The sequence below is a fragment of the Cryobacterium sp. N19 genome (genome assembly GCF_002929595.1).
Lineage (GTDB): Bacteria > Actinomycetota > Actinomycetes > Actinomycetales > Microbacteriaceae > Cryobacterium > Cryobacterium flavum.
Genome location: NZ_PJJR01000053.1, coordinates 328,826 through 349,808 on the forward strand (window position 1 = coordinate 328,826; position 20,983 = coordinate 349,808).

The following is a 20,983-nucleotide window of genomic DNA, read 5'->3' on the forward strand; positions in this document are numbered from 1 at the left end:
CCCGGCCGTGAGAAAAAGCTAGAGAGTGCTTGTGGCGGCAGCCGTAGGCGCCCCGGCGACGGGCCAGACCTCGGCGATTTCCCGACGCACGTCGCCGAGCAGGCGCGGGATGGCCTTGGTACCGGCGATGATCGGAAAAAAATTAGAGTCTAGGGCCCAGCGCGGAACGATGTGCTGGTGCAGGTGCTCGGCGATGCCTGCCCCCGCGATACGTCCCTGATTCATACCGATGTTGAAGCCGTCACAGTTCGACACCTGCGTGAGCACCCGCATGGCGATCTGGGTGAACTCGCCGATTTCGGCGATCTCCTCCGGCGTGGCCTGGTCGTAGGTGGCGACGTGCCGATACGGACAGACCAGCAGGTGGCCGCTGTTATACGGAAAAAGGTTGAGTAGCACGTAGGCGTGGGTACCCCGCGCCACGATCAGCGCCTTCTCATCGTCCAGGGTCGGCGCGATGCAGAACGGGCAGTCGTCGGGGTGCGGCTGCTGCCCATCCTGGATGTAAACCATCCGATGCGGCGTCCACAGCCGTTGAAAGGCATCCGGAACACCGGCGAACTCGGCAGCGGTCTCCCCCGCGCCGGCGTCGACGGCGTCGGAACCGCGCAGTCGATCTGCGGGAATGGCCGGCACGCTACGCCTGCACTTCGGTCACAGCAGGGGCGACCGGGGCGACCGGAGTCGTGGTCACCTGCGCGCGGTCCTCGATCGACTCCACGATAATTTGCACGGCCTCGTCTACCGGCACCCCGTTCTGCTGCGTACCATCGCGAAAGCGAAAGCTGACCGCGCCGTTGGCTTGGTCATCTTCGCCCACGATGAGCTGATACGGCACCTTGGCCTTGGTGTGCGTGCGGATCTTCTTCTGCATGCGATCGTCAGAATGGTCAACTTCGGCGCGCACGCCGGCCCTCTTCAGGGTGGCGATCACGTCGTCGAGGAAGGGACCGTACTGCTCCGACACTGGAATTCCGACTACCTGCACCGGGGCCAGCCACACCGGGAAGGCTCCGGCGTAGTGCTCGGTGAGCACGGCAAAGAAACGCTCGATCGAGCCGAACAGGGCGCGGTGGATCATGACCGGGCGCTGGCGGCTGCCGTCATTCGCGGTGTATTCGAGGTCGAACCGTTCGGGCAGGTTGAAGTCGAGCTGGATGGTCGACATCTGCCAGGTGCGCCCGATGGCATCCTTGGCCTGCACCGAGATCTTGGGGCCGTAGAACGCGGCTCCGCCCGGGTCGGCGACCAGATCGAGACCGGATGCCTCGGCAACCTCGCGGAGCGTTACGGTGGCTTCCTCCCACGCCTCGTCGGTGCCGACGAACTTTTTTGGGTCTTTGGTGGAGAGCTCGAGGTAGTAGTCCTGAAGACCGTAGTCGGCGAGCAGCTGCAGCACGAAGTTGAGGGTGCTGGTGAGCTCCTCCTTCATGCCTTCCTTGGTGGTGTAGATGTGGGCGTCGTCCTGCGTCATGCCGCGGACGCGGGTAAGGCCGTTGAGCACGCCGGACTTCTCGTACCGGTAGACCGATCCGAATTCGAACAAGCGCATCGGCAGTTCGCGGTAGCTGCGACCGCTGGACTTGAAGATGAGGTTGTGGAATGGGCAGTTCATCGGCTTCAGGTAGTAGTCGACGCCCTGGCGGGTGACATGGCCGGTGTCGTCGCGTTCCTCGTCGAGGTGCATCGGGGGGAACATGCCCTCGCGGTACCAATCGAGGTGGCCCGAGGTTTCGAACAGCGTCGACTTGGTGATGTGCGGCGAGTAGACGAAGTCGTAGCCAGCCTCGGTGTGGCGCTTGCGGGAGTAGTTCTCCATCTCCTGGCGGATGATGCCGCCCTTGGGGTGGAACACCGCGAGGCCCGAACCGATCTCCTCTGGGAAGCTGAACAGGTCGAGTTCGGCGCCAAGCTTGCGGTGATCGCGCTTGGCAGCCTCTTCCTGACGGGTCTGATACGCGCGCAGCTCATCTTTGGTGGGCCAAGCGGTGCCATAGATGCGCTGCAGCTGAGGGTTCTTCTCCGAGCCGCGCCAGTACGCTGCGGCCAGGCGGGTGAGCGAGTAGCCGTTGCCGATCATGCGGGTGTTCGGCAGGTGCGGACCGCGGCAGAGGTCCTTCCAGACCGTCTCCCCCGTCTTCGGATCGACGTTGTCGTAGATGGTGAGTTCGGCACCGCCGACCTCGACCGATTCTTCGTCGGCCGTCGGACTGTTGTTGGCGGCAGCCTCGCCGCCCTCCCCGGGGCCGCCCTTGATGCCGATGAGCTCAAGCTTGTACGGTTCGGCAGCCAGCTCGGCGCGTGCCTCATCGTGGGTGACCACCCGGCGCACGAAACGCTGGCCTTGGCGGATGATGCGGTCCATCGCCTTTTCGAGTGACTTGATGTCGTCGGGCGTGAACGGGTCGGCCACGTCGAAGTCGTAGTAGAAACCGTCGGTGACGAACGGGCCGATGCCGAGGCGGGCGGCCGGGTTGACGGTCTGCACGGCCTGGGCCAGCACGTGGGTGGCAGAGTGGCGCAAAATGTTGAGGCCGTCGGGAGAATATATGCTGACCGGTTCGACAGCATCCGTCGGCAACACGGTGGCCGCCAAATCTTTCAACTCACCGTTGACGCGCATCGCGACAACAGATCGATCGGTGAAAAGCGCAAAGCCGTCAGCCACGTGTATAACTCCCTATTGATTGCCTACCCGTCAACTTTAGCGGCGCGCGCGGGGTTGTTCGTCGGTCGGCATCGAGACGGGGCGTGCGTTCGTGCACCGGTGCGGTTTGGGTACAAAAAAACCCCGGCGAACCGGGGTTTCTGTGGGAAGTGCTCTGTGGGCGATACTGGGATCGAACCAGTGACCTCTTCCGTGTCAGGGAAGCGCGCTACCGCTGCGCCAATCGCCCAAGATTCTGGGAAGTGCTCATTCTCTCGTACATGCTCATCTTTAGGACGTGCTCAAAGAATGGAGGTGGATACGGGATTCGAACCCGTGTTAACGGCTTTGCAGGCCGCTGCCTCGCCTCTCGGCCAATCCACCATGTGGGTTCACACCATATGGGTTCATACCAAACGAATTGGAACCGGCCAATTGGCCGATTCCAGTTCATTTGAGCGGATGACGAGATTCGAACTCGCGACCCTCACCTTGGCAAGGTGATGCGCTACCACTGCGCCACATCCGCAACTGTCCGCATTTCTGCGTACTCAAAGACTCTAGCTGAATAGCAAGACGGAAACCAAACCGAGCCGTCTACGGCGTGTTGCGCCGTGTGGTGCGGGCGGGATCGGGGCGGCCCGGTTGCCCCTGAGATCGCCTCCGGGCCGGCACTGGAGTTGCGTCAGTACGCGGGACTTAGGCCAGTACGCGCGCGTGCGGTCCTGGCCGCAATACCCGCGTAATGCGAGGCGCTGGAGCTGCGCCGCTGCGCACCAGTTCCGCCTCGCGCGCAGCGACGTAGCTCCCGCGCGCCCGAAAATTGTGGTCGACCGCGCCCGAAACACGGCCTTCACCGGGCCAGGGGCGCACGCGCCACACCCGGCTCGGGGTCGATGTGCGGCGACACTCCAGTCTGGGCTAGTATCAAAAGTCGCAAGACAAACTTCGGTTTCCCTGCGACTGCAATTGGGCGATTGGCGCAGCTGGTAGCGCGCTTCCTTCACACGGAAGAGGTCGTGGGTTCAAGTCCCGCATCGCCCACCACGAAAACCCCCTGTTACGAGGGGGTTTTTTGCGTTGCCTACCCCCTGCGTGCACGAGAGCGGGGAGAGCGGCCTGGGCAACCTAGTCTGAGGGACATGGACGTGCTTCTTGACATCTGGCTCCGCATGACGACACCGCATACCGGACTGGAACCGATAGTCGCGTGGCGGACCGTTGCAGCGGCCGCCGTGATCGTGCTGTTTCCGCCGGTGTGGCGCCTCGCCCGTCACGCCGTCACCATCGTGCACGAGGGCGGCCACGGCGTCGTCGCACTGCTCTGCGGGCGGCGGCTGGGCGGCATCCGATTGCATTCGGACACGTCAGGGCTCACGGTGAGTCGAGGGCGACCGAGCGGACCGGGCATGATCTTCACTCTGCTGGCCGGCTACCCGGCCGCTGCGCTGCTCGGTCTGGGCGCCGCCTGGCTGCTCAGCCTCGGCTACGACGTGGGCCTGCTCTGGGTACTCCTGGTGCTGTTGGCCCTGCTGCTCGTGCAGATTCGCAACTGGTTCGGACTCTGGTCGGTGGCCGTGACCGGCGCCGTGGTTTTCGGTGTCTCCTGGTTTGGCTCCCCCCAGGTGCAGGGGATTTTTGCATTGCTAGTCACGGTGTTTCTGCTCCTCGGTTCGCTGCGAACGTCGCTGGAGCTGCAGCAATCCCGGTCGCGGCGGGCTGGTTCCTCATCGGATGCCGACCAGCTTGCGAGGCTCACCCATATTCCGGGGATCGTCTGGGTAGTCGTTTTCGTCGTCGTGCAGGTGGGCTGTCTGGCTTTCAGCGCGCGCCTGCTCGGCTTCATCCAAACCTGAGTACCGTACGCAGCCAACCGTGGCAAGGTTGATGACATGACAAAAATTGCGATCATCGGCGGGCACGGAAAAGTTGCCCTCCACCTTGCCCGTTTGCTGAGGGCTGACGGCCACGACGTCAGCTCGCTTATTCGCAACCCCGAGCACGCCGCCGACGTGAGCGCGACCGGTGCTACGCCGGTCGTAGCGGATGTCGAGAATCTGACCACAGACCAGCTCGCTACTGCACTGGCCGGGCACGACGCTGTGGTCTGGTCGGCCGGCGCGGGAGGAGGCAGCGCGGACCGGACCTACGCGGTCGACCGTGACGCGGCCATCCGCTCGATCAATGCGGCCGCGCAGACCGGCATCTACCGTTACATCATGGTGTCCTATAAAGGGTCACGCGCCGACCATGGCGCCTCCCCCGACGACGGCATGTTCGCCTACTACGAGGCCAAGGCCGCAGCAGACGACTACCTGCGCGCTACGTCGCTAAGCTGGACCATTCTCGGCCCGAGCGCGCTGACCCTGGACGTCGCGACCGGCGCCATCACGGTTGGTTCCGACGCCTCCGGCACGACGTCACGCGAGAACGTGGCACTCGTAGCCGCCGCCGTGCTGGCCAACGACAACACCGTGGGCAAATTCATCGAATTCACCGACGGCGACGTGCCGATCATCGACGCCATCGCCGGTTAGTCCGGGGCTCAGATCCAGAGTCAGGTGCCGCGACCGAACCAGGTCGTGACGCCGGGCGAATAGAGCACGGAATCCGGCGCGCGATCGGCTAAGCAAGCGAAACTGGCCGCGGCCAACAGAGTGTCATCGAGGCTCACGAGCTCGGCACGGTACAACGGCCACGGCTCGTGGTGGTTGCGGAGATGCACGGTGCGACCACGGATGCTCGTGAACAGCGCCCAGCGCGCCGTCAGAAAGTCAGCCAGCGGGTCATCGACCACGGCGACAACTCCAGGGCGAGCTACGACCTCGGTGCGCCTGGTGGCGTCACCGTGGCGCGTCGACGTGTACCGGTACTGGCCGGAATCCACCCGGAGGCGGGTGCGCGACCAGACGTAGGGCAGCGAGAACAGAGCCCGGGCGGCCAATACGGCCGCGAGGCGGCTCGCCTCGAGCGACACGAACACGACACCGCGACGGCCCCGGGAGTCTTTGGCATACAGCCGCACATTCACTTCGACGAAGGTGCCCACGTATGGGATAGGCGGGCTGCCGAGGATGGTCGCGCGATCGAGCACGAACGGAATCAGGCCGACCCAGCTCGAACCGTCGTATTCATCGGGCACCAGGCCGGGCGGCAGGAGCGGCGCGACCAGCGCAGCATCTACTCGCCAGTGCAGAAATACAAGGTGCGACCAGCGCTGACTCGCCACGGCCCGTCCGGCCAGCGGCGGCGCAATCGCTGAAATGGGGTAAGCCCCGGCGTTCGTCACGTAATTCCTCTCTCCCTGGTCTCACGGTACTCGCTGGGCACCCACTGCGCCTGTTGATCGCCCGGGAATGCGGGCCCCGAGGCCGCCCCGCTCAGCAATAGCGGAGGCGGTCTGTGTAAACATGAAGAAGACGGAATCGTCGATATAAACCAGATGAGGGAGACGAATGCCGGGCTCGACCGTTCTCGACCTCTTTCTGATTCTGGTCTTATTCGTTGCCCTCGTTAACGGCTACCGGAGCGGGCTGCTGCAGAGCCTCACCGGAATCGTCGGAGCAGTGCTCGGCGGCATCGCCGCTTTCTTCGTGGTTCCGCTCGTCGGAGGCTGGATTCCCGCCCCGGAGTGGCGCACCCCCGGCACCATCGCGGTCGCTGTTCTGCTCGTGCTCATTGGCCACTCTCTCGGTGCATCGGCCGGCGGCATGGTCGGACGCCGAAAGAAGCGTTCGCCCCTCGGCACGATCAATCGGGTGCTCGGCGCCGCCTTCGCTGCCGTCGCCTCCGCCCTGGTCGCGTCGATGGTGGCTTTCAGCATCGGCGCCCTCGGTATTCCTTTCCTCTCCCCCGCGATCGCCTCATCCACCGTCGTCTCCGGTATTGACTCGCTCACCCCTGACCCGGTGAAGTCACTGATGGCCGAGCTGCGCTCGGTAGCAGTGCAGCAGGGGCTGCCGCGCATCGTCGACGCGTTCACCGGACCGACACCGGATGCAGCCGAAGCCGATATCAGCAGCCCGGCACTGGCCGTGGCCGCGCAGTCGGTCGTGCGCATCACCGGAACGGCCTATGCCTGCGGACAAAGCCAGTCCGGCAGCGGTTTCGTGGTCTCTGACGGCCGCGTCATTACCAACGCGCACGTGGTCGCCGGAGTAGGCCAGCCCGTCGTGGAAACCCCGGCGGGCGAATCGATGGCCGGGGAGATCGTGTATTTTGACCCGGTCGACGACCTTGCCATCATTTCGGTGCCGGGCCTCGGCGCTGCACCACTCACCGCCGGTGCTAATCTCCCTGCGGGCAAAGGAGCCGTCGCCGACGGGTATCCCTTTGGCGGACCGTATGTCTCCGACCCGGCGCAGGTCATCTCGATCGGCACCATCAGTGTCGCCGACATTTATGGCCAGGATCCGACGCCCCGCCAGGTCTACACCGTGGCGTCCGACGTGCAGCAGGGCGAATCGGGCGGGCCGCTGCTCAGCGAATCCGGTCAGGTCGTTGGCGTCATCTTTGCCAAGGCCAGCAACACCGAGAACGTCGGCTATGCCCTCGCGCTCGAAGAGGTTCAGCCGGTCATCAGCCTCGCGCCCAGCCTCGACGCCCCGGTCTCCTCCGGAACCTGCGTTCGCGGCTGAGCCGCGGCATCCGCTCGTCCCTGGAGCAGTAGAGCGGGCCTGCACCCAAACGGGGCGGTACCGAGCCGGGATCAACCCGAACTCTGTACCGCCCCGTTGCCCGAGAGCCGGGCGGGAGTCAGAAGCTAGACACGCTCGAGGGCGTAGCCCTCTTCGCCGTGCACGCTCGTGTCGATTCCGGCCAGTTCGTCTTCGTTCTTGATGCGGAAGCCGATGGTCTTCTCGATTGCGAAACCGAGAACATAGGCAACGACGAAGGAGTAGGCGAGAACGGCGAAGGCTGCGATGGCCTGCACAAGGAGCTGACTCAGGTCACCGCCGGTGAGCAGACCGGTACCGATGGCGAAGAAGCCGAGGTAGAGGGTTCCGATGACGCCACCGACGAGGTGGATGCCGACCACGTCGAGCGAGTCGTCGAAGCCGAACTTGAACTTGAGTTCGACGGCAAGGGCGCAGACGGCACCGGCGACGGCACCGAGCAGCAGTGCCCAGCCAGGCTCGAGGTTGGCGCAGGCCGGGGTGATGGCGACCAGGCCCGCGACCGCGCCGGACGCGGCGCCGACCGACGTGGCCTTGCCGTCCTTGAACTTCTCGACGAGCATCCAGCCGAGGATGGCCGCGGCCGTGGCACCCAAAGTGTTGACGACGATGATGCCGACATTCTCGAGGCCGTTGAGCCATTCAGCTCCGGCATTGAACCCGAACCAGCCGAACCAGAGGATGGAGGCGCCGATGAGCACGAGCGGCACGTTGTGCGGCTTGGTGATGCCCTTCTGAAAGCCGACGCGCTTGCCGAGTACCAGGGCGAGAGCGAGTGCTGCAGCACCGGCGTTGATGTGCACGGCGGTACCACCGGCGTAATCGATCACAGCGATATCACCGAGGCCGAGAGTCTCACCGAGTTTCATGATCCAGCCACCGCCCCAGACCCAGGCTGCGACGGGGAAGTACACGAGGGTTGCCCAGATGCCGGCGAAAATCATCCACGAGCCGAACTTGGCCCGGTCAGCGACGGCACCGCTGATGAGGGCGACCGTGATGATAGCGAAGGTGGCTCCGTAAGTGGCGCCGAGAAGGTCGATACTTCCGGTCTCGCCCATCGCCAGCTTGCCGAGGCCGAAGTCGGAGAACGGGTTACCAGCGAACTCCGTGGGGCCGTTGACGGCGCTCATGTTGAAGCCGTACAGGATCCACAGGACGCTGATCAGGCCCAGCGCGCCGAAGCTCATCATCATCATGCTGATGACGCTCTTGGCCTTGACCAGTCCGCCGTAGAAGAAGGCGACACCTGGTGTCATAAACAACACGAGTGCGGTGGCTGTGAGCCCCCATGCGATGCTTCCGGTATCCATAGATTGTCCTTACGCGTCTCGAATGTGCAGGGTGTTGATCAAATGCGGTAGCGCAAGGACTAATTTCACAAACGGATCGTTCGCAGCCCCATCCTCGGCTGGCATTAGTATTACCGCTCGACGTTTCAGCAAACACACCGGGGTGTTTCGCGCAGGTTACGGATTGAAAATGCCTGGTTGACTCCCCTGTGATCACTCAGCCGGCATCGAGTACGTACCCCTCTTCACCGTGCACCGTGGTGTCGACGCATGGTCAGCGGCACGTTGTGCGGCTTGGACAGACCCTTCTTGAACCCGACCCGTTTGCCGAGCACGAGCGCGAGGGCGAGCCCGGCTGCTCCGGCATTGATGTGCACGGCCGTGCCGCCGGCGAAGTCGTTGACCCCGAGCAGAAACACCGACCAGCCGCCATCGGTCATCTTGCCGTCGCTGCCGACGGTGAAGTTGAACACCCAGCTCGCCACCGGGAGGTAGACGAGCATGGCCTAGAACCCGGCGAAGACCATCCACGGACCGAATTTGGCCCGGTCGGCGATCGCGCCGAAAATTAGCGCGACGGTGATGATCGCGAACGTCGCCTGAAAACCGGCGAAGGCGAGAGCGTTGGTGCCTGCAACATCCGCTGTGGCCAGAAAACCGTCACCGTCGATGCCGAGAAAACGGCTGAGCCCCAGATTGGCGAACGGATTGAGCAAAACGTGGGGAATCAGCCAGTCATCACCCGCCCCAAACGACAGGGAGTAGCCGTAGGCGACCCACAGCACGCCGATCAGGCCCAGGGCACCGAAGCTCATCATCAACACGCTGATGACGCTCTTCGCCCTGACCATTCCGCCGCAGAAAAACGCGACGCCGGGCGTCATGACCAGCACCAGGGCGGCGGCCACCATCAGCCACAACGAACTCAAATTGGTGTTGGTGTCGGCTGCCGCGTCAGCCCGAACGCTTATCGGAAAAGCTGTGAAATCGACCATCAGCCCAGTTGCCTTTCGCCCGAAAAAATGAATTGGGCGAAACTATTCCGGCAGTTGGTTTCAGCCGCCAACGACGAATGTTTCCGGCAGGTAACAGAAATGAGCTCAATGTTAAAAGCGTGTTTCGTGCACCTCGACTGGCGTGGTCAGTCGGTGTGCGGCGGCAGTTCTCCCGTGGTGAGCGCGACCATGCGCGACTGGGAGCGCTGGTATTTCTTGCGGTACCCGCCTGCCATCATCTCGTCGTCGAAGACCTCATTGAGTGGGCGCCCACTGGCGACGATCGGAATCTCAGCGTCGTAGACCCGGTCGATGAACGCCACCAGCCGCAGGGCGTCTGACTGATCGGTCAGCAGGAAAACGCCGCGCAGGGCGATGACCTCGACGTCGCGAATGACCTTGACGTACTTCGACGGATGCACCGTGCCGAGGTGACGAATCAGGGATCCGAAATCGTCTTCGGTGACCTTGGAACCGCGCCCGAGCAGCGTGTTAACCAGGTGTTCACGTGCCTCAGGCTCCACAGCCACGGCCTGACCGGTGACATTGCGGCGACGGTAGTCGAGGCCGTCGATGCGCAGGGTCTCGAAGTTGGCACTCATGGCCGAGATCTCGCGCAGAAAGTCCTGGGCGGCGAACCGGCCCTCGCCGAGCGAGTTGGGCGGGGTGTTCGACGTGGCAGCGACGCGGGTGCCGGTGGCGACCAGTTCGCCGAGCAACCGGGTCATCACCATGGTGTCGCCCGGATCATCGAGCTCGAACTCGTCGATGCAGATGAGCTCCGCGCTGCGCAGCTCCTTGATGGTCTCCTGGTAGCCCAGCGCCCCCACCAGGGCCGTGTACTCAATGAAAGTTCCGAAATATTTCGGGCCGGTCGCGGCATGCCAGAGCGCGGCGAGCAGGTGCGTCTTGCCGACACCGAACCCACCGTCCAGGTAGATGCCGGGCAGGTCGTCCTTGGCCTGGCGGCGACGAGAGAAGAACCCGGCCGGCCGGGGATTCACGAACTCCTGCAACTTTTCGACGGCCGCGACCTGAGATGGGTAGTCATGATCGGGCCGGTAATTCTCGAACGAGGCGTGTTCAAACTGGGGAGGCGGCACCAACTCGGCCACGATTTCCCGGCCCGTGATGCTGGGGGTGCGTTCGGCCAGTTGCGGAACCGTGTGCTGTGCCTTCTGGTGGGCCTCTGGTGCCATTGGAAACGCCCGTTCTCGTTCTGCTGCTGCGAATGCGCTGGATGCCGGCACCGCGTAAGTTTAAGTGGTGGGCCAGATAAGCCTAATCCGCGGTCAACCCGAATCCGTATGCATCCGGTCCACATGGAGGTTACATGTCTGCCCCGTTCGACCCGACCGAAAAGTTTGCCGCCTACGCCCACCCATCCAAACTGGTTTCGACCCAATGGCTGGCCGAACACCGCGGTGACGCCGGACTGGTCGTTGTGGAGTCCGACGAAGACGTTTTGCTCTACGAGGTGGGGCACATCCCCGGCTCGGTGAAGATCGATTGGCACACCGACCTCAACGACAAGGTCAACCGTGACTACATCGACGGTGCTGCCTTCTCCGCGCTCATGACCAGCAAGGGCATCACCCGCGACAGCACGGTCATCATCTATGGCGACAAGAGCAACTGGTGGGCCGCCTATGCCCTCTGGGTGTTCACCCTGTTCGGCCACGACGATGTTCGCCTGCTCGACGGCGGACGCACCAAGTGGCTCGCCGAAGACCGCGAGATCACCACGACGGCATCCCCGGTCACCCGCACGGATTACCCCGTGATCGAGCGTAATGATGCCCCGATTCGTGCGTTCAAAGCGGATGTTCTCGCTCACTTCGGTAACCCGCTCATCGACGTGCGCTCCGACGAGGAATACAGCGGCGCCCGCACGACGATGCCCGCCTACCCCGAAGAGGGCGCCCTGCGCGGCGGCCACATTCCTTCCGCCGCCTCTGTCCCGTGGGCCAGGGCCGCGGCCACCGACTCCACTTTTCGTACCCGCTCCGAACTCGACGGCATCTACCTAGGCGAAGCTGGACTCGCCGCGGGCGACGACGTGATCGCCTATTGCCGCATCGGCGAGCGGTCGAGCCACACCTGGTTCGTGCTGACCCACCTGCTCGGCTTCGACAACGTGCGCAACTACGACGGTTCCTGGACCGAATGGGGCAACGCCGTGGCCGTGCCGATCGCGGTCGGCAGCGCGCCCGGAACTGCACCGGCGCCGCGCCCGTGAGCACGGACCTGCTGAATGAGATTCGCGAGGACTTTCTCGCGCTCGAGCAGAAGGACCGTTTGCTCCTGCTGCTGGAGTTCGCCAACGAGTTGCCCGAACTTCCGCAGAAATTTCAGGACCACCCCGATCTGCTCGAACGAGTCATTGAATGCCAGTCCCCAGTGTTCATCTTCGTCGAAGTGGATGCCGACGGCGCGTTTCACCTGCACGCGACAGCACCGCGAGAGTCGCCGACCACCCGCGGGTTCGCGTCGATCCTGGCCCAGGGCCTGGACGGCCTTAGCGCCGAGGAGGTGCTGGCGGTTCCCGACGACTATTCGCAGTCGATCGGTCTGAGCGAGGCAGTGTCTCCGCTGCGCCTGCGCGGCATGAGCGCGATGCTCGGCCGGGCCAAACGTCAGCTCCGGGATCGCCTCGCCGCCTGATCCTCAGACCGCGGAACTCGGCAGCGCGGCCAGCCAGGCCGCGATCTCGGCGTTCCACCGGGCGGGATCGTAGTTCCACAGTTTGGTATGCCGGGCTTCGCTGAACGCCACGAAGGTCACTGTGTCGGGCCGGAGCCCGGCCAGCCGGCGCGACCCGGTGGCCGGCACGAAGCCGTCGTCGTCGCTGTGCAGCAGCAGAATGGGCCGGTGCAGGTCGCGCGCCCTGGCCACGAAGTCGAGCCGCTTGAAATCGATCGGCTCGGTCTGCCCGGTGAGGCGCCTGGCCCAGCCTGCGCCCATAACTGCGACCGCGCCGCGGGCGATCAGAACCGGCAGCCGCCGGTCTCTCGCCTGCGCTGCGACAACGTCGGTCCAGTCGATTACGGGAGATTCCAGCACGACACCGCTGATCCGGTGCGGGTGCGCGCTGCGGGTGAGGGTCTGCAACACCACGGCGCCGCCCATCGACCAGCCCATCAGCACGATGCTCGTCGCACCGTGCGCGGCGGCGTAGGCGATCGCGGCGTCCACGTCGGGCCATTCGGTGTCGCCGAGGCCGTACCGACCGTCAGCGCTCGCGGGGGCGTCGCCGTCGTTGCGATAGGAGACGAGCAACGACGTGTAACCGGCCGCGCGAAAGACCGGCACCGCCCGCAAGGCCTCCTCGCGGCGCACCGCCCGACCGTGCACCTGGATCACCCACCGTGTCGACCGGGCCTCGGCATCCGCTGGAAAGAGCCACGCGGGAGCGAGTCCGAGGGGTGCGGGAACGGCGACCTCGGTCCATTCGAAGCCCAGATCGGCAGGGCCCTGATAGAGCCAGCCGCTGAACCGGCCACGGCGGGCCACCTGGAGGTCACCGTAGTCGACAGCGAGGATGCGCCGGGTGACGGTCGTCGCCGTGCGCGCGGTGATCTCACCGACCCGGGCGTGGCCGGTACCGGCGCTGAAGAAGAAGCTGTAGTCGCCAGGCAGCACGGAATCGCGGTGGCGTTGCAGCGTGATGGTCGCGTTCGGCAGGTCGACCGCGACGACCCTGGTGTCGTCGGTCCGCGCTGTCGGCGGGGTGACGATGGTCTTTGCCATGACTGCAGAGAGCACACCGACGGCGCTCACGACAGCTACGGCGGAGCCCGCGACGACGATACCGGTCAGGCCGAGAATCGCACGCAGAACGTGGTGGTGGCGCTCGTTTGGGGGCTGTGGGTCGTGCATGTGCACCTCCGACTGGTCGGCGTGCCTCACGGACAACACCCAGAAAAAACTCTAGTCTGCAGACGTGCCCGAAACAGATCAATCGCTCCCCGCGGAGTTTGCCGCGGCATTGACCGCGATTCGCCGCGCCACGAGCCGGGCCGAATTAGTCGTCACCGAAATTGCCGCGCCCGCCCAGCTCGCCCCGTATTCGATCGCCCTGGCCGCGAATATCCAGCCGGTGCGGCACGGAAGCGATTCCGACCTGGGTACCGGTCGCTTCATTCTGCTCTATGACCCGGAGGAGCCCGAAGGCTGGAACGGAGCCTTTCGCGTGGTCTGTTTCGCGCAGGCACCGCTCGAAGTGGAGATCGGCCTCGACCCGTTTCTGGCCGAGGTCACGTGGGCCTGGCTCGTCGACGCTCTCAACTCCCGCAAGGCCCGGTACACCGCGGCCTCCGGAACGGCGACTAAAATAATCTCGTCAGGCTTTGGCGAACTCGCCAAACAGGGGGATGGCGCGCAGATTGAGCTGCGCGCGTCGTGGACACCCCTGGATCACAATCTCACCGCCCACGTCGAGGGCTGGGGCGAGCTGCTCTGCATGCTGGCCGGCCTCCCTCCCGCTGGGGAAGGAGTCAGTATGTTGTCAGCACGCCGAGCAGCCCGTGGCTGAATCGCAGTCCAAGCAGAGCACCGTCCAACACCAGGTCGTTGACACCCGCGAGGCCTACCTCGCCGCCACCGCCGCCCTGGCCGCCGGTAACGGGCCGGTCGGGGTCGACGCTGAGCGGGCATCCGGTTTCACCTACTCGCAACGCGCGTACCTGATTCAGATCTATCGCCGCGGCGCTGGCACGTTTCTGTTCGACCCGCCGCCGATCGGTGATTTCTACGAGCTGAACGAAGCGCTGGCCGATGAGGAATGGATCCTGCACGCCGCGAGTCAGGACCTCGCCTGCCTGCGTGAGGTCGGCCTCGACCCGGCACACATCTTCGACACCGAGCTTGCCGCGCGGCTGCTCGGTATTCCGCGGGTCGGCCTCGGCGCCGTGGTGGAAGAGCTGCTCGGAATTCACCTCGCCAAGGAACATTCAGCGGCGAACTGGTCGACGAGGCCCCTGCCCGAATCCTGGCTGGTTTACGCCGCCCTCGACGTCGAGCTCCTGCCCGACCTGCGCGATCGCATGGTCGACCTGCTGGTCGAGTCCGACAAGACCGAGATTGCCGCCCAGGAATTCGCCGCGACCCTGTCCAAGGAGGCCAAGGCCGCCCGAGTCGACCCGTGGCGGCGACTGTCGGGTCTGCACTCGCTGCGCAGCCAGCGCAACCTCGCTGTCGCCCGGGAACTCTGGTTGGCCCGCGACGAGTTCGCGCGCGACGTGGACGTCTCCCCCGGCCGTCTCGTGCCCGACGCCTCCCTGCTCGCTGCCGCCCGGGTTCTTCCGGCGACCCGGCAGGCGCTCTCCGACCTGCGCGAGTTCAATGGTCGGGCGAGCCGCAACGAGCTCGACCGCTGGTGGGCTGCGATCCAGCGCGGCCGCGCCACCACTGACCTGCCCGCGCTCAAGGCGAGCAACGACACCCTGCCACCGCCTCGGGCGTGGGCCGACCGCAATCCGGAAGCCGACGTGCGCTACAAAGCGGCACGCGCCGCACTGCAGGCCCTCTCAGACAAGGTCGAGATTCCCCTGGAGAATCTGCTCACGCCCGACTACCTGCGTCGGGTGGCCTGGACGCCGCCGGAGCCGCTGGATGCGGCATCCGTTGGACAAGCCTTGACCAATTCGGGAGCACGGCACTGGCAAGTTGACGTGACCGCACAATTAATAGCGGATGCTTTTGTAGAAGTTCCACAAACGGCCGACCCGGCCTCGGATCTGGAGTCGTAGAAACCGGCAAACGATTCGGGCGGCCATTTTTGCCACTCTAGGATCGGACCAGACCTTGCAGATGCGATGCCAAGCGGCCGCGTCTGCGTGAATCATCTACGGGAGGCATTGTGGCCGAGAGAGCAGAAGTCGTTTTTGTGGACGGAGTTCGAACCCCGTTCGGACGCGCCGGCGAAAAGGGCATGTATTGGAACACCCGAGCCGATGACCTCGTGGTCAAGGCGATTATCGGGCTGATGGAACGTAACCCCGGCGTCCCGCCGGAACGAATCGACGACGTCGCGATCGCGGCCACGACCCAGACCGGCGACCAGGGACTGACCCTGGGGCGCACGGCCGCGCTGCTGGCCGGCCTGCCGAAATCGGTTCCCGGTTTCGCCATCGACCGGATGTGCGCCGGGGCGATGACCGCCGTCACCATGATGGGATCATCGATCGGTTTCGGCGCCTACGACCTCGCCATCGCCGGCGGCGTCGAGCACATGGGCCGCCACCCGATGGGGTTCGGGGCCGACCCGAACCCGCGGTTCCTCTCCGAGCGGCTGGTCAGCGAGGACGCCCTCAACATGGGCGCGACCGCCGAACGCATTCACGACCGGTTCCCGTCGTACACCAAGGAACGCTCCGACCGGTTCGCACTGCGCAGCCAGCAGAAGGTCGCCGCGGCTTACGAGGCCGGAAACATTCAGCCGGACCTAATTCCCGTTGCCACGCGCAGCGAATCCGGCTGGGGCCTCGCGACCCGGGACGAGGCACCGCGCCCGGAGACCACACTCGAGGGCCTCGCCGGTCTGCGCACGCCGTTCCGTTCGCACGGCCGCGTTACGGCCGGCAACGCCTCCGGCCTGAATGACGGCGCATCCGCTTGCCTGCTGGCCAGCGGCGCCACGGCCAAGGAACTTGGCCTCGGCGTGAAGATGACCATGAAAAGCTTCGCCTTCGCCGGCGTTGAACCGGAGGTCATGGGCCTCGGGCCGGTGCCCTCCACCGAGAAGGCGCTGCGCAAGGCGGGCCTGTCGATCACCGACATCGGCCTGTTCGAGCTCAACGAAGCCTTTGCCGTGCAGGTCATCTCCTTTCTCGACCACTTTGGCATTGACGACGAAGATCCCCGCGTGAACGAGTATGGCGGGGCGATCGCGCTGGGGCATCCGCTCGCCTCCTCGGGCGTTCGCCTGATGAACCAGCTCGCCCACCAGTTCGAGTCGCACCCCGAGGTGCGCTACGGTTTGACCGCCATGTGCATCGGCCTCGGCCAGGGCGGCACCGTGATTTGGGAAAACCCGCACTTCAACAAGAAGGCAGCCAAGCGATGACCGACTACAGTTCCCTCGATTTCTCCTCGCTCGTCGCGATCTCGGCCGACGAGGTCGTCACGCATTCCTTCGTGCGCGACGTGCCGCTCGGTGGCGGCCGCACCCTGGCCCTGGTCACTCTCGACAACGGGCGCGACCACACCCGGCCAAACACACTCGGCCCGGTCACCCTGCTCGAATTCGCCGCCACCATGGACGAGCTGACAGCCCGTGCCGGACGCGGCGAGATCCACGGTGTCGCCGTCACCGGCAAGCCGTTCATCCTGGCCGCCGGCGCCGACCTCAGCAAGGTGGCCGAGATTCCCTCGCTCGAAGCCGGCAAGCTGCTCAGCCAGCTCGGTCACCACGCCCTGGGCAAGCTCGACACTCTCGGCGTACCCTCGTTCGTGTTCATCAACGGGCTCGCACTCGGCGGCGGCCTCGAAATCGGCCTGAACGCCGGCTACCGCACCGTCGACGCGGCCGTGCCGGCGATCGCGCTGCCCGAGGTGTTTCTCGGCCTGATCCCCGGCTGGGGCGGATCCTACCTGCTGCCCAACCTGATCGGCATCGAGAACGCCCTCAAGGTCATCATCGAGAACCCGCTCAAGAACAACCGCACCCTCACCGGAGCGGATGCCCTCGCCCTCGGAATCGCTGATGTCATGTTCACGTCGGCGCGGTTCCTCGAAGACTCCATCGATTGGGCCGACGGCGTCATCGCTGGCACGACGACGGTGGCCCGCCCGAATGTGCCCGGCAAGATCGAACGCCTGGTGAAGTGGGACGTCGCCGTCGGCATCGCCCGCAAGATGCTGGTGAACCGTATTGGCGAGGTCGCGAAGTCGCCGTACGTGGCACTCGACCTGCTGCAGGCGGCCAAGAGCGGCACGCGCGCCGAGGGCTTCGAGCGTGAGGACGTGGCCCTGGCCGGTCTCATCGCCGGAGACCAGCTGCAGGCCAGTATCTACGCCTTCAACCTCGTGCAGAAGCGCGCCAAGCGCCCCGCCGGAGCGCCGGACAAGAAACTGGCCCGCCCGATCACCAAGGTCGGCGTTATTGGCGCGGGCCTCATGGCCAGCCAGTTCGCGCTGCTCTTCGTGCGTCGCCTCCGGGTGCCAGTGGTCATCACCGACCTCGACCAGGCACGCGTCGACAAGGGTGTGGCGTACATCCACGGCGAGATCGCGGCCCTCGAGACCAAGAGCCGCATCTCAGCGGATGAAGCCAACCGGCTTCGCGCGCTCGTCACGGGAACCACCGACAAGTCGTTGTTCTCCGACGCCGACTGGGTGATCGAGGCCGTCTTCGAAGAGCTCGGCGTGAAGCAGTCGGTGTTCGCCGAGATCGAGAAGTACATCTCGCCCGAGGCCATTCTGGCCACGAACACCTCGTCGCTCTCGGTCGAACAGATCGGGTCGAAGCTGGCCCACCCGGAGCGCCTGGTCGGGTTCCACTTCTTCAACCCGGTGGCGGTCATGCCGCTCATCGAAGTGGTCAACACCCCGCAGACCGACGAGGTCACCCTCGCGACCGCGATGGTGATCGCCGGCAAGCTGCGCAAGAACGCGGTGATCACCAGGGACACACCCGGCTTCGTGGTGAACCGGGTGCTGGCCAAGCTGCTCGGTGAAGCGATGCACGCCGTCGACACCGGAACCCCGTTCGAGGTCGTTGAGGCCGCTGTGGCGCCGTTCGGGCTGCCGATGACCCCGTTCGAGCTGCTCGAGCTGGTCGGCCTCACCGTGGGCGCTCACGTGCTCGACACGCACCATGCGGCGTTCCCCGACCGGTTCTTCGAGAGTGACAACCTGCACAAGCTCGCCGAACACGGCAAGATCCTCGAGCGCGATGGCAAGGGCCGCCGCACGGGCTTCGACAAGGGCGCGCTGAAGATCGTCGCCGGCGGAAGCACTCCAATGACGGCCGAGCAGATTCTGCAGCGGGTCGAAGATGGCCTGGTCGACGAGATCAAGCGGATGCTGGACGACGACGTGGTGCACGCGGCCGAGGACATCGACCTGTGCATGATCCTCGGTGCCGGCTGGCCGTTCCAGATGGGCGGGATCACCCCGTACCTCGACCGGGTCGGCGCGAGCGAGCGGGTCTTCGGCGGAACGTTCCACACCCCGCCGATCCGCGGGATCGGTGCTGCGGTCGGGGCGGCATCCGCTCAGAACTAGCGAGCACTGCACTAACGAGAACAGGGCTCGGTCTGCACGACCGGGCCCACCCTATGGCCACGGGCCCAGTTTATAAGCTGGGCCCGTGGACGGGGCCTGGGCCCCGTCCCGTCCGTATTCGGGACGCGCGTGCCGGGCGGGAGTTAGTCGCGGCGGGTTACCTGGATGGCACCGGTGTCGGTGTGATCGGCCGGCAGCGGTCGGGCGTTTGGAATCTTGCTGCCGAGCACCATGGCAACGACATCGCGAGCGATGCGTTGCGGGGTGAGGCCGACCCGCTCGAGAATCTCGGCCCGGGTACCGTGATCGAGGAACTGGTCGGGCAGGCCGAGTTCGGTCACCGCTGTGTCGACGCCTGCCTCGCGCAAATCCTGACGAATTCGCGTGCCGATCCCGCCGACTCGAATGCCATCTTCGATCGTGACGACGATGCGGTGAGCGGCGGCGAGGGTGATGATGCTCTGCGGCACGGGAACGACCCAGCGTGGGTCGACGACCGTTGCGCCGATCCCCTGCGCTGCCAGCCGGTCGGCCACGTCGAGCCCCATCGCCGCCATCGGACCGACCGTCACGATGAGGACATCCTGCTGGGTCGCCTCCTGGAGCACGTCAACGCCGTCGTCGAGACGGCGAATGGCATCGTATTCGTGGCCGACCGTGCCCTTGGGGTTGCGCACCACCGTTGGTCCGTCGTCGACCGCGACGGCCTCAGCCAGTTCTTCACGCAGTCGCGTGGAATCGCGCGGCGCGGCCAGGCGGATATTGGGTACGACCTGCAAAATGGCGAGGTCCCACATACCGTGGTGGCTGGGACCGTCCGGCCCGGTGACGCCGGACCGGTCCAGCACGAAGGTGACGCCGGCTTTGTGCAGGGCCACGTCCATGAGCACCTGGTCGAAGGCCCGGTTGATGAACGTTGCGTACAGTGCCACGACGGGATGCAGGCCACCGAAGGCGAGCCCGGCCGCACTGGTCACCGCGTGCTGCTCGGCGATTCCCACGTCGTGCACGCGGGACGGGAAGCGCTCGGCCATCTTGTGCAGCCCGGTGGGCCGCAGCATGGCGGCGGTGATCGCGACGATTCGATCGTTCTCGATAGCGAGCTTCAGCAGCTCGTCGGCAAAGACCGACGTGTACGACTGGGCGCCGGGTTCTTCGACCGATTCCCCGGTCTCCGGGTCGATCTGTCCGACGGCATGAAACTGGTCGGCCACGTCCTGCACGGCTGGGTCGTAGCCCTTGCCCTTTTGGGTGATGGCGTGCACGATGACCGGCGCTCCGTAGCCCCTGGCCTGGGCCAGGGCCTCTTGCATCGCGTGCACGTCGTGGCCATCGATGGGGCCGATGTATTTGATGTCGAGGTTGGAGTACAGGGCCTCGTTGTTGGTGACGCGGGCGAGGAACCCGTGCATGCCGCCGCGTACGCCGCGCCAGACGGCCCGCCCGGGCGCACCGAGGCGATCGAATACATCCTTGCTGGTGAGGTACGCATCCCGGTAACTGGCGCGAGTGCGGATGGTGTTGAGGAAGCGGGCCATGCCGCCGATGGTCGGCGCGTAGGAGCGCCCGTTGTCGTTGACCACGATGATGAGCTTGCGGGTGTTGTCATCGCTGATGTTGTTGAGCGCTTCCCAGGTCATTCCCCCGGTCAGTGCTCCGTCGCCGACGACGGCGACGACGTGGCGGTCGTTCTGGCCGGTGATCTCGAAGGCCCGGGAGATTCCGTCTGCCCAGGACAGCGAGCTGGAGGCGTGGGAACTCTCGACGATGTCGTGTTCGGACTCGGAGCGCTGCGGGTAGCCGGCCAAGCCGCCCAACTGCCGCAGCTTGCTGAAGTCCTGCCGCCCGGTGAGCAGCTTGTGCACGTAGGACTGGTGCCCCGTGTCGAAGACGATCGCGTCGGTCGGCGAGTGAAAGACCCGGTGGATGGCGATGGTCAGTTCCACCACGCCGAGGTTCGGCCCGAGGTGGCCACCCGTCTTGGAGACCTCGCGCACCAGAAAGGCGCGAATCTCCGCGGCCAGCTGCGGCAATTGCTCTTTCGAGAGACCATCGAGGTCCCGGGGACCATGAATCGTCTCCAGAAGAGTCATCCGTCGTCCTTTCACGTCGTGCGTTCCCACGACTGCTCATCAAACCAAACCA

General features: G+C 65.2%; 16 protein-coding genes, 4 tRNA genes and 1 pseudogene. 10 read left to right on the plus strand and 11 right to left on the minus strand.

What is annotated here, in order from left to right:
- Positions 1–18 precede the first annotated feature (18 nt).
- The 5 genes from CXY78_RS17345 to CXY78_RS17365 all read right to left on the minus strand — a co-directional run bounded on the left by CXY78_RS17345 (position 19) and on the right by CXY78_RS17365 (position 3,176).
- Positions 19–636 carry an HIT domain-containing protein gene (locus CXY78_RS17345; RefSeq protein WP_369827338.1) on the minus strand — a complete coding sequence of 206 codons (618 nt, stop codon included), beginning with the start codon at positions 634–636 and terminating at the stop codon, positions 19–21.
- A 1-nt stretch (position 637) separates the two neighbouring features.
- Complete coding sequence (gene thrS / locus CXY78_RS17350) at positions 638–2,623, minus strand: threonine--tRNA ligase (RefSeq protein WP_233197319.1); 1,986 nt, start codon at positions 2,621–2,623, stop codon at positions 638–640.
- Positions 2,624–2,825: 202 nt separating this feature from the next.
- Positions 2,826–2,897, minus strand: a tRNA-Val gene (locus tag CXY78_RS17355).
- Positions 2,898–2,957: 60 nt separating this feature from the next.
- A tRNA-Cys gene (locus CXY78_RS17360) sits at positions 2,958–3,031 on the minus strand.
- A gap of 73 nt (positions 3,032–3,104) precedes the next feature.
- Positions 3,105–3,176, minus strand: a tRNA-Gly gene (locus CXY78_RS17365).
- A 442-nt stretch (positions 3,177–3,618) separates the two neighbouring features.
- Between CXY78_RS17365 and CXY78_RS17370 the strand changes: the two genes are divergently transcribed.
- The 3 genes from CXY78_RS17370 to CXY78_RS17380 all read left to right on the plus strand — a co-directional run bounded on the left by CXY78_RS17370 (position 3,619) and on the right by CXY78_RS17380 (position 5,184).
- Positions 3,619–3,694: transfer RNA gene (locus CXY78_RS17370), tRNA-Val, on the plus strand.
- A gap of 95 nt (positions 3,695–3,789) precedes the next feature.
- Positions 3,790–4,503: a M50 family metallopeptidase gene (locus CXY78_RS17375; protein ID WP_104090413.1), complete on the plus strand. Its 714-nt coding sequence runs from the start codon at positions 3,790–3,792 to the stop codon at positions 4,501–4,503.
- A 36-nt stretch (positions 4,504–4,539) separates the two neighbouring features.
- Positions 4,540–5,184 carry an SDR family oxidoreductase gene (locus CXY78_RS17380; protein WP_104090414.1) on the plus strand — a complete coding sequence of 215 codons (645 nt, stop codon included), beginning with the start codon at positions 4,540–4,542 and terminating at the stop codon, positions 5,182–5,184.
- Between the two features lie 20 nt (positions 5,185–5,204).
- Here the strand turns inward: CXY78_RS17380 and CXY78_RS17385 are convergent, their stop codons facing one another.
- Positions 5,205–5,936 (minus strand): YqjF family protein, encoded by a 732-nt coding sequence (locus CXY78_RS17385; RefSeq protein WP_104090416.1) that lies wholly within the window; start codon positions 5,934–5,936, stop codon positions 5,205–5,207.
- 166 nt (positions 5,937–6,102) lie between these two features.
- Here CXY78_RS17385 and CXY78_RS17390 point away from each other — a divergent pair, with 166 nt between their 5' ends.
- Positions 6,103–7,284 carry a MarP family serine protease gene (locus CXY78_RS17390; RefSeq protein ID WP_104090417.1) on the plus strand — a complete coding sequence of 394 codons (1,182 nt, stop codon included), beginning with the start codon at positions 6,103–6,105 and terminating at the stop codon, positions 7,282–7,284.
- A gap of 125 nt (positions 7,285–7,409) precedes the next feature.
- Here CXY78_RS17390 and CXY78_RS17395 read toward each other — a convergent pair whose 3' ends face one another.
- The 3 genes and pseudogenes from CXY78_RS17395 to zapE all read right to left on the minus strand — a co-directional run bounded on the left by CXY78_RS17395 (position 7,410) and on the right by zapE (position 10,809).
- Positions 7,410–8,636 (minus strand): ammonium transporter, encoded by a 1,227-nt coding sequence (locus CXY78_RS17395; RefSeq protein WP_092340017.1) that lies wholly within the window; start codon positions 8,634–8,636, stop codon positions 7,410–7,412.
- A gap of 248 nt (positions 8,637–8,884) precedes the next feature.
- Positions 8,885–9,526, minus strand: a pseudogene (locus tag CXY78_RS17400) (ammonium transporter); the annotation flags it as partial.
- 230 nt (positions 9,527–9,756) lie between these two features.
- A complete protein-coding gene (gene zapE, locus CXY78_RS17405) occupies positions 9,757–10,809 on the minus strand; it encodes a cell division protein ZapE (RefSeq protein WP_092340016.1) in 1,053 nt (350 codons plus the stop codon).
- A 134-nt stretch (positions 10,810–10,943) separates the two neighbouring features.
- On the opposite strand from zapE, the gene CXY78_RS17410 reads away from it, so the two are divergent.
- Together CXY78_RS17410 and CXY78_RS17415 are read left to right on the plus strand one after the other, a co-directional pair.
- A complete protein-coding gene (locus CXY78_RS17410; RefSeq protein WP_104090419.1) occupies positions 10,944–11,849 on the plus strand; it encodes a sulfurtransferase in 906 nt (301 codons plus the stop codon).
- Complete coding sequence (locus tag CXY78_RS17415) at positions 11,846–12,274, plus strand: SufE family protein (protein WP_233197312.1); 429 nt, start codon at positions 11,846–11,848, stop codon at positions 12,272–12,274. Before CXY78_RS17410 ends, CXY78_RS17415 begins: the two co-directional genes overlap by 4 nt.
- A 3-nt stretch (positions 12,275–12,277) precedes the next feature.
- On the opposite strand, the gene CXY78_RS17420 is transcribed toward CXY78_RS17415, so the two are convergent.
- On the minus strand, positions 12,278–13,489 hold the full coding sequence (locus CXY78_RS17420) for a S9 family peptidase (protein WP_104090420.1): 1,212 nt from the start codon (positions 13,487–13,489) through the stop codon (positions 12,278–12,280).
- A gap of 64 nt (positions 13,490–13,553) precedes the next feature.
- Here CXY78_RS17420 and CXY78_RS17425 point away from each other — a divergent pair, with 64 nt between their 5' ends.
- From CXY78_RS17425 to CXY78_RS17440, 4 genes are all read left to right on the plus strand, one after another.
- Positions 13,554–14,144, plus strand: coding sequence for a DUF3000 domain-containing protein (locus CXY78_RS17425; RefSeq protein ID WP_092340012.1), 591 nt, complete (start codon positions 13,554–13,556; stop codon positions 14,142–14,144).
- Positions 14,137–15,360, plus strand: a complete 1,224-nt coding sequence (locus CXY78_RS17430) for an HRDC domain-containing protein (RefSeq protein WP_104090422.1) — start codon at positions 14,137–14,139, stop codon at positions 15,358–15,360. Before CXY78_RS17425 ends, CXY78_RS17430 begins: the two co-directional genes overlap by 8 nt.
- Positions 15,361–15,470: 110 nt before the next feature.
- Positions 15,471–16,676: a thiolase family protein gene (locus tag CXY78_RS17435; protein WP_104090423.1), complete on the plus strand. Its 1,206-nt coding sequence runs from the start codon at positions 15,471–15,473 to the stop codon at positions 16,674–16,676.
- Positions 16,673–18,838 carry a 3-hydroxyacyl-CoA dehydrogenase NAD-binding domain-containing protein gene (locus CXY78_RS17440; protein ID WP_092340009.1) on the plus strand — a complete coding sequence of 722 codons (2,166 nt, stop codon included), beginning with the start codon at positions 16,673–16,675 and terminating at the stop codon, positions 18,836–18,838. Before CXY78_RS17435 ends, CXY78_RS17440 begins: the two co-directional genes overlap by 4 nt.
- A 143-nt stretch (positions 18,839–18,981) precedes the next feature.
- Here CXY78_RS17440 and dxs read toward each other — a convergent pair whose 3' ends face one another.
- The gene (gene dxs / locus CXY78_RS17445; RefSeq protein WP_092340008.1) at positions 18,982–20,931 is read right to left on the minus strand and encodes a 1-deoxy-D-xylulose-5-phosphate synthase; all 1,950 of its coding nucleotides are present in this window, start codon (positions 20,929–20,931) and stop codon (positions 18,982–18,984) included.
- Positions 20,932–20,983 lie beyond the last annotated feature (52 nt).

Coding starts and splice junctions, on each gene's coding strand:
- thrS (WP_233197319.1), bottom strand. CDS start 2,623: ATGCGCGTCAACGGTGAGTTGAAAGATTTGGCGGCCACCGTGTTGCCG.
- CXY78_RS17375 (WP_104090413.1), top strand. CDS start 3,790: ATGGACGTGCTTCTTGACATCTGGCTCCGCATGACGACACCGCATACC.
- CXY78_RS17380 (WP_104090414.1), top strand. CDS start 4,540: ATGACAAAAATTGCGATCATCGGCGGGCACGGAAAAGTTGCCCTCCAC.
- CXY78_RS17390 (WP_104090417.1), top strand. CDS start 6,103: ATGCCGGGCTCGACCGTTCTCGACCTCTTTCTGATTCTGGTCTTATTC.
- CXY78_RS17395 (WP_092340017.1), bottom strand. CDS start 8,636: ATGGATACCGGAAGCATCGCATGGGGGCTCACAGCCACCGCACTCGTG.
- zapE (WP_092340016.1), bottom strand. CDS start 10,809: ATGGCACCAGAGGCCCACCAGAAGGCACAGCACACGGTTCCGCAACTG.
- CXY78_RS17410 (WP_104090419.1), top strand. CDS start 10,944: ATGTCTGCCCCGTTCGACCCGACCGAAAAGTTTGCCGCCTACGCCCAC.
- CXY78_RS17420 (WP_104090420.1), bottom strand. CDS start 13,489: ATGCACGACCCACAGCCCCCAAACGAGCGCCACCACCACGTTCTGCGT.
- CXY78_RS17440 (WP_092340009.1), top strand. CDS start 16,673: ATGACCGACTACAGTTCCCTCGATTTCTCCTCGCTCGTCGCGATCTCG.
- dxs (WP_092340008.1), bottom strand. CDS start 20,931: ATGACTCTTCTGGAGACGATTCATGGTCCCCGGGACCTCGATGGTCTC.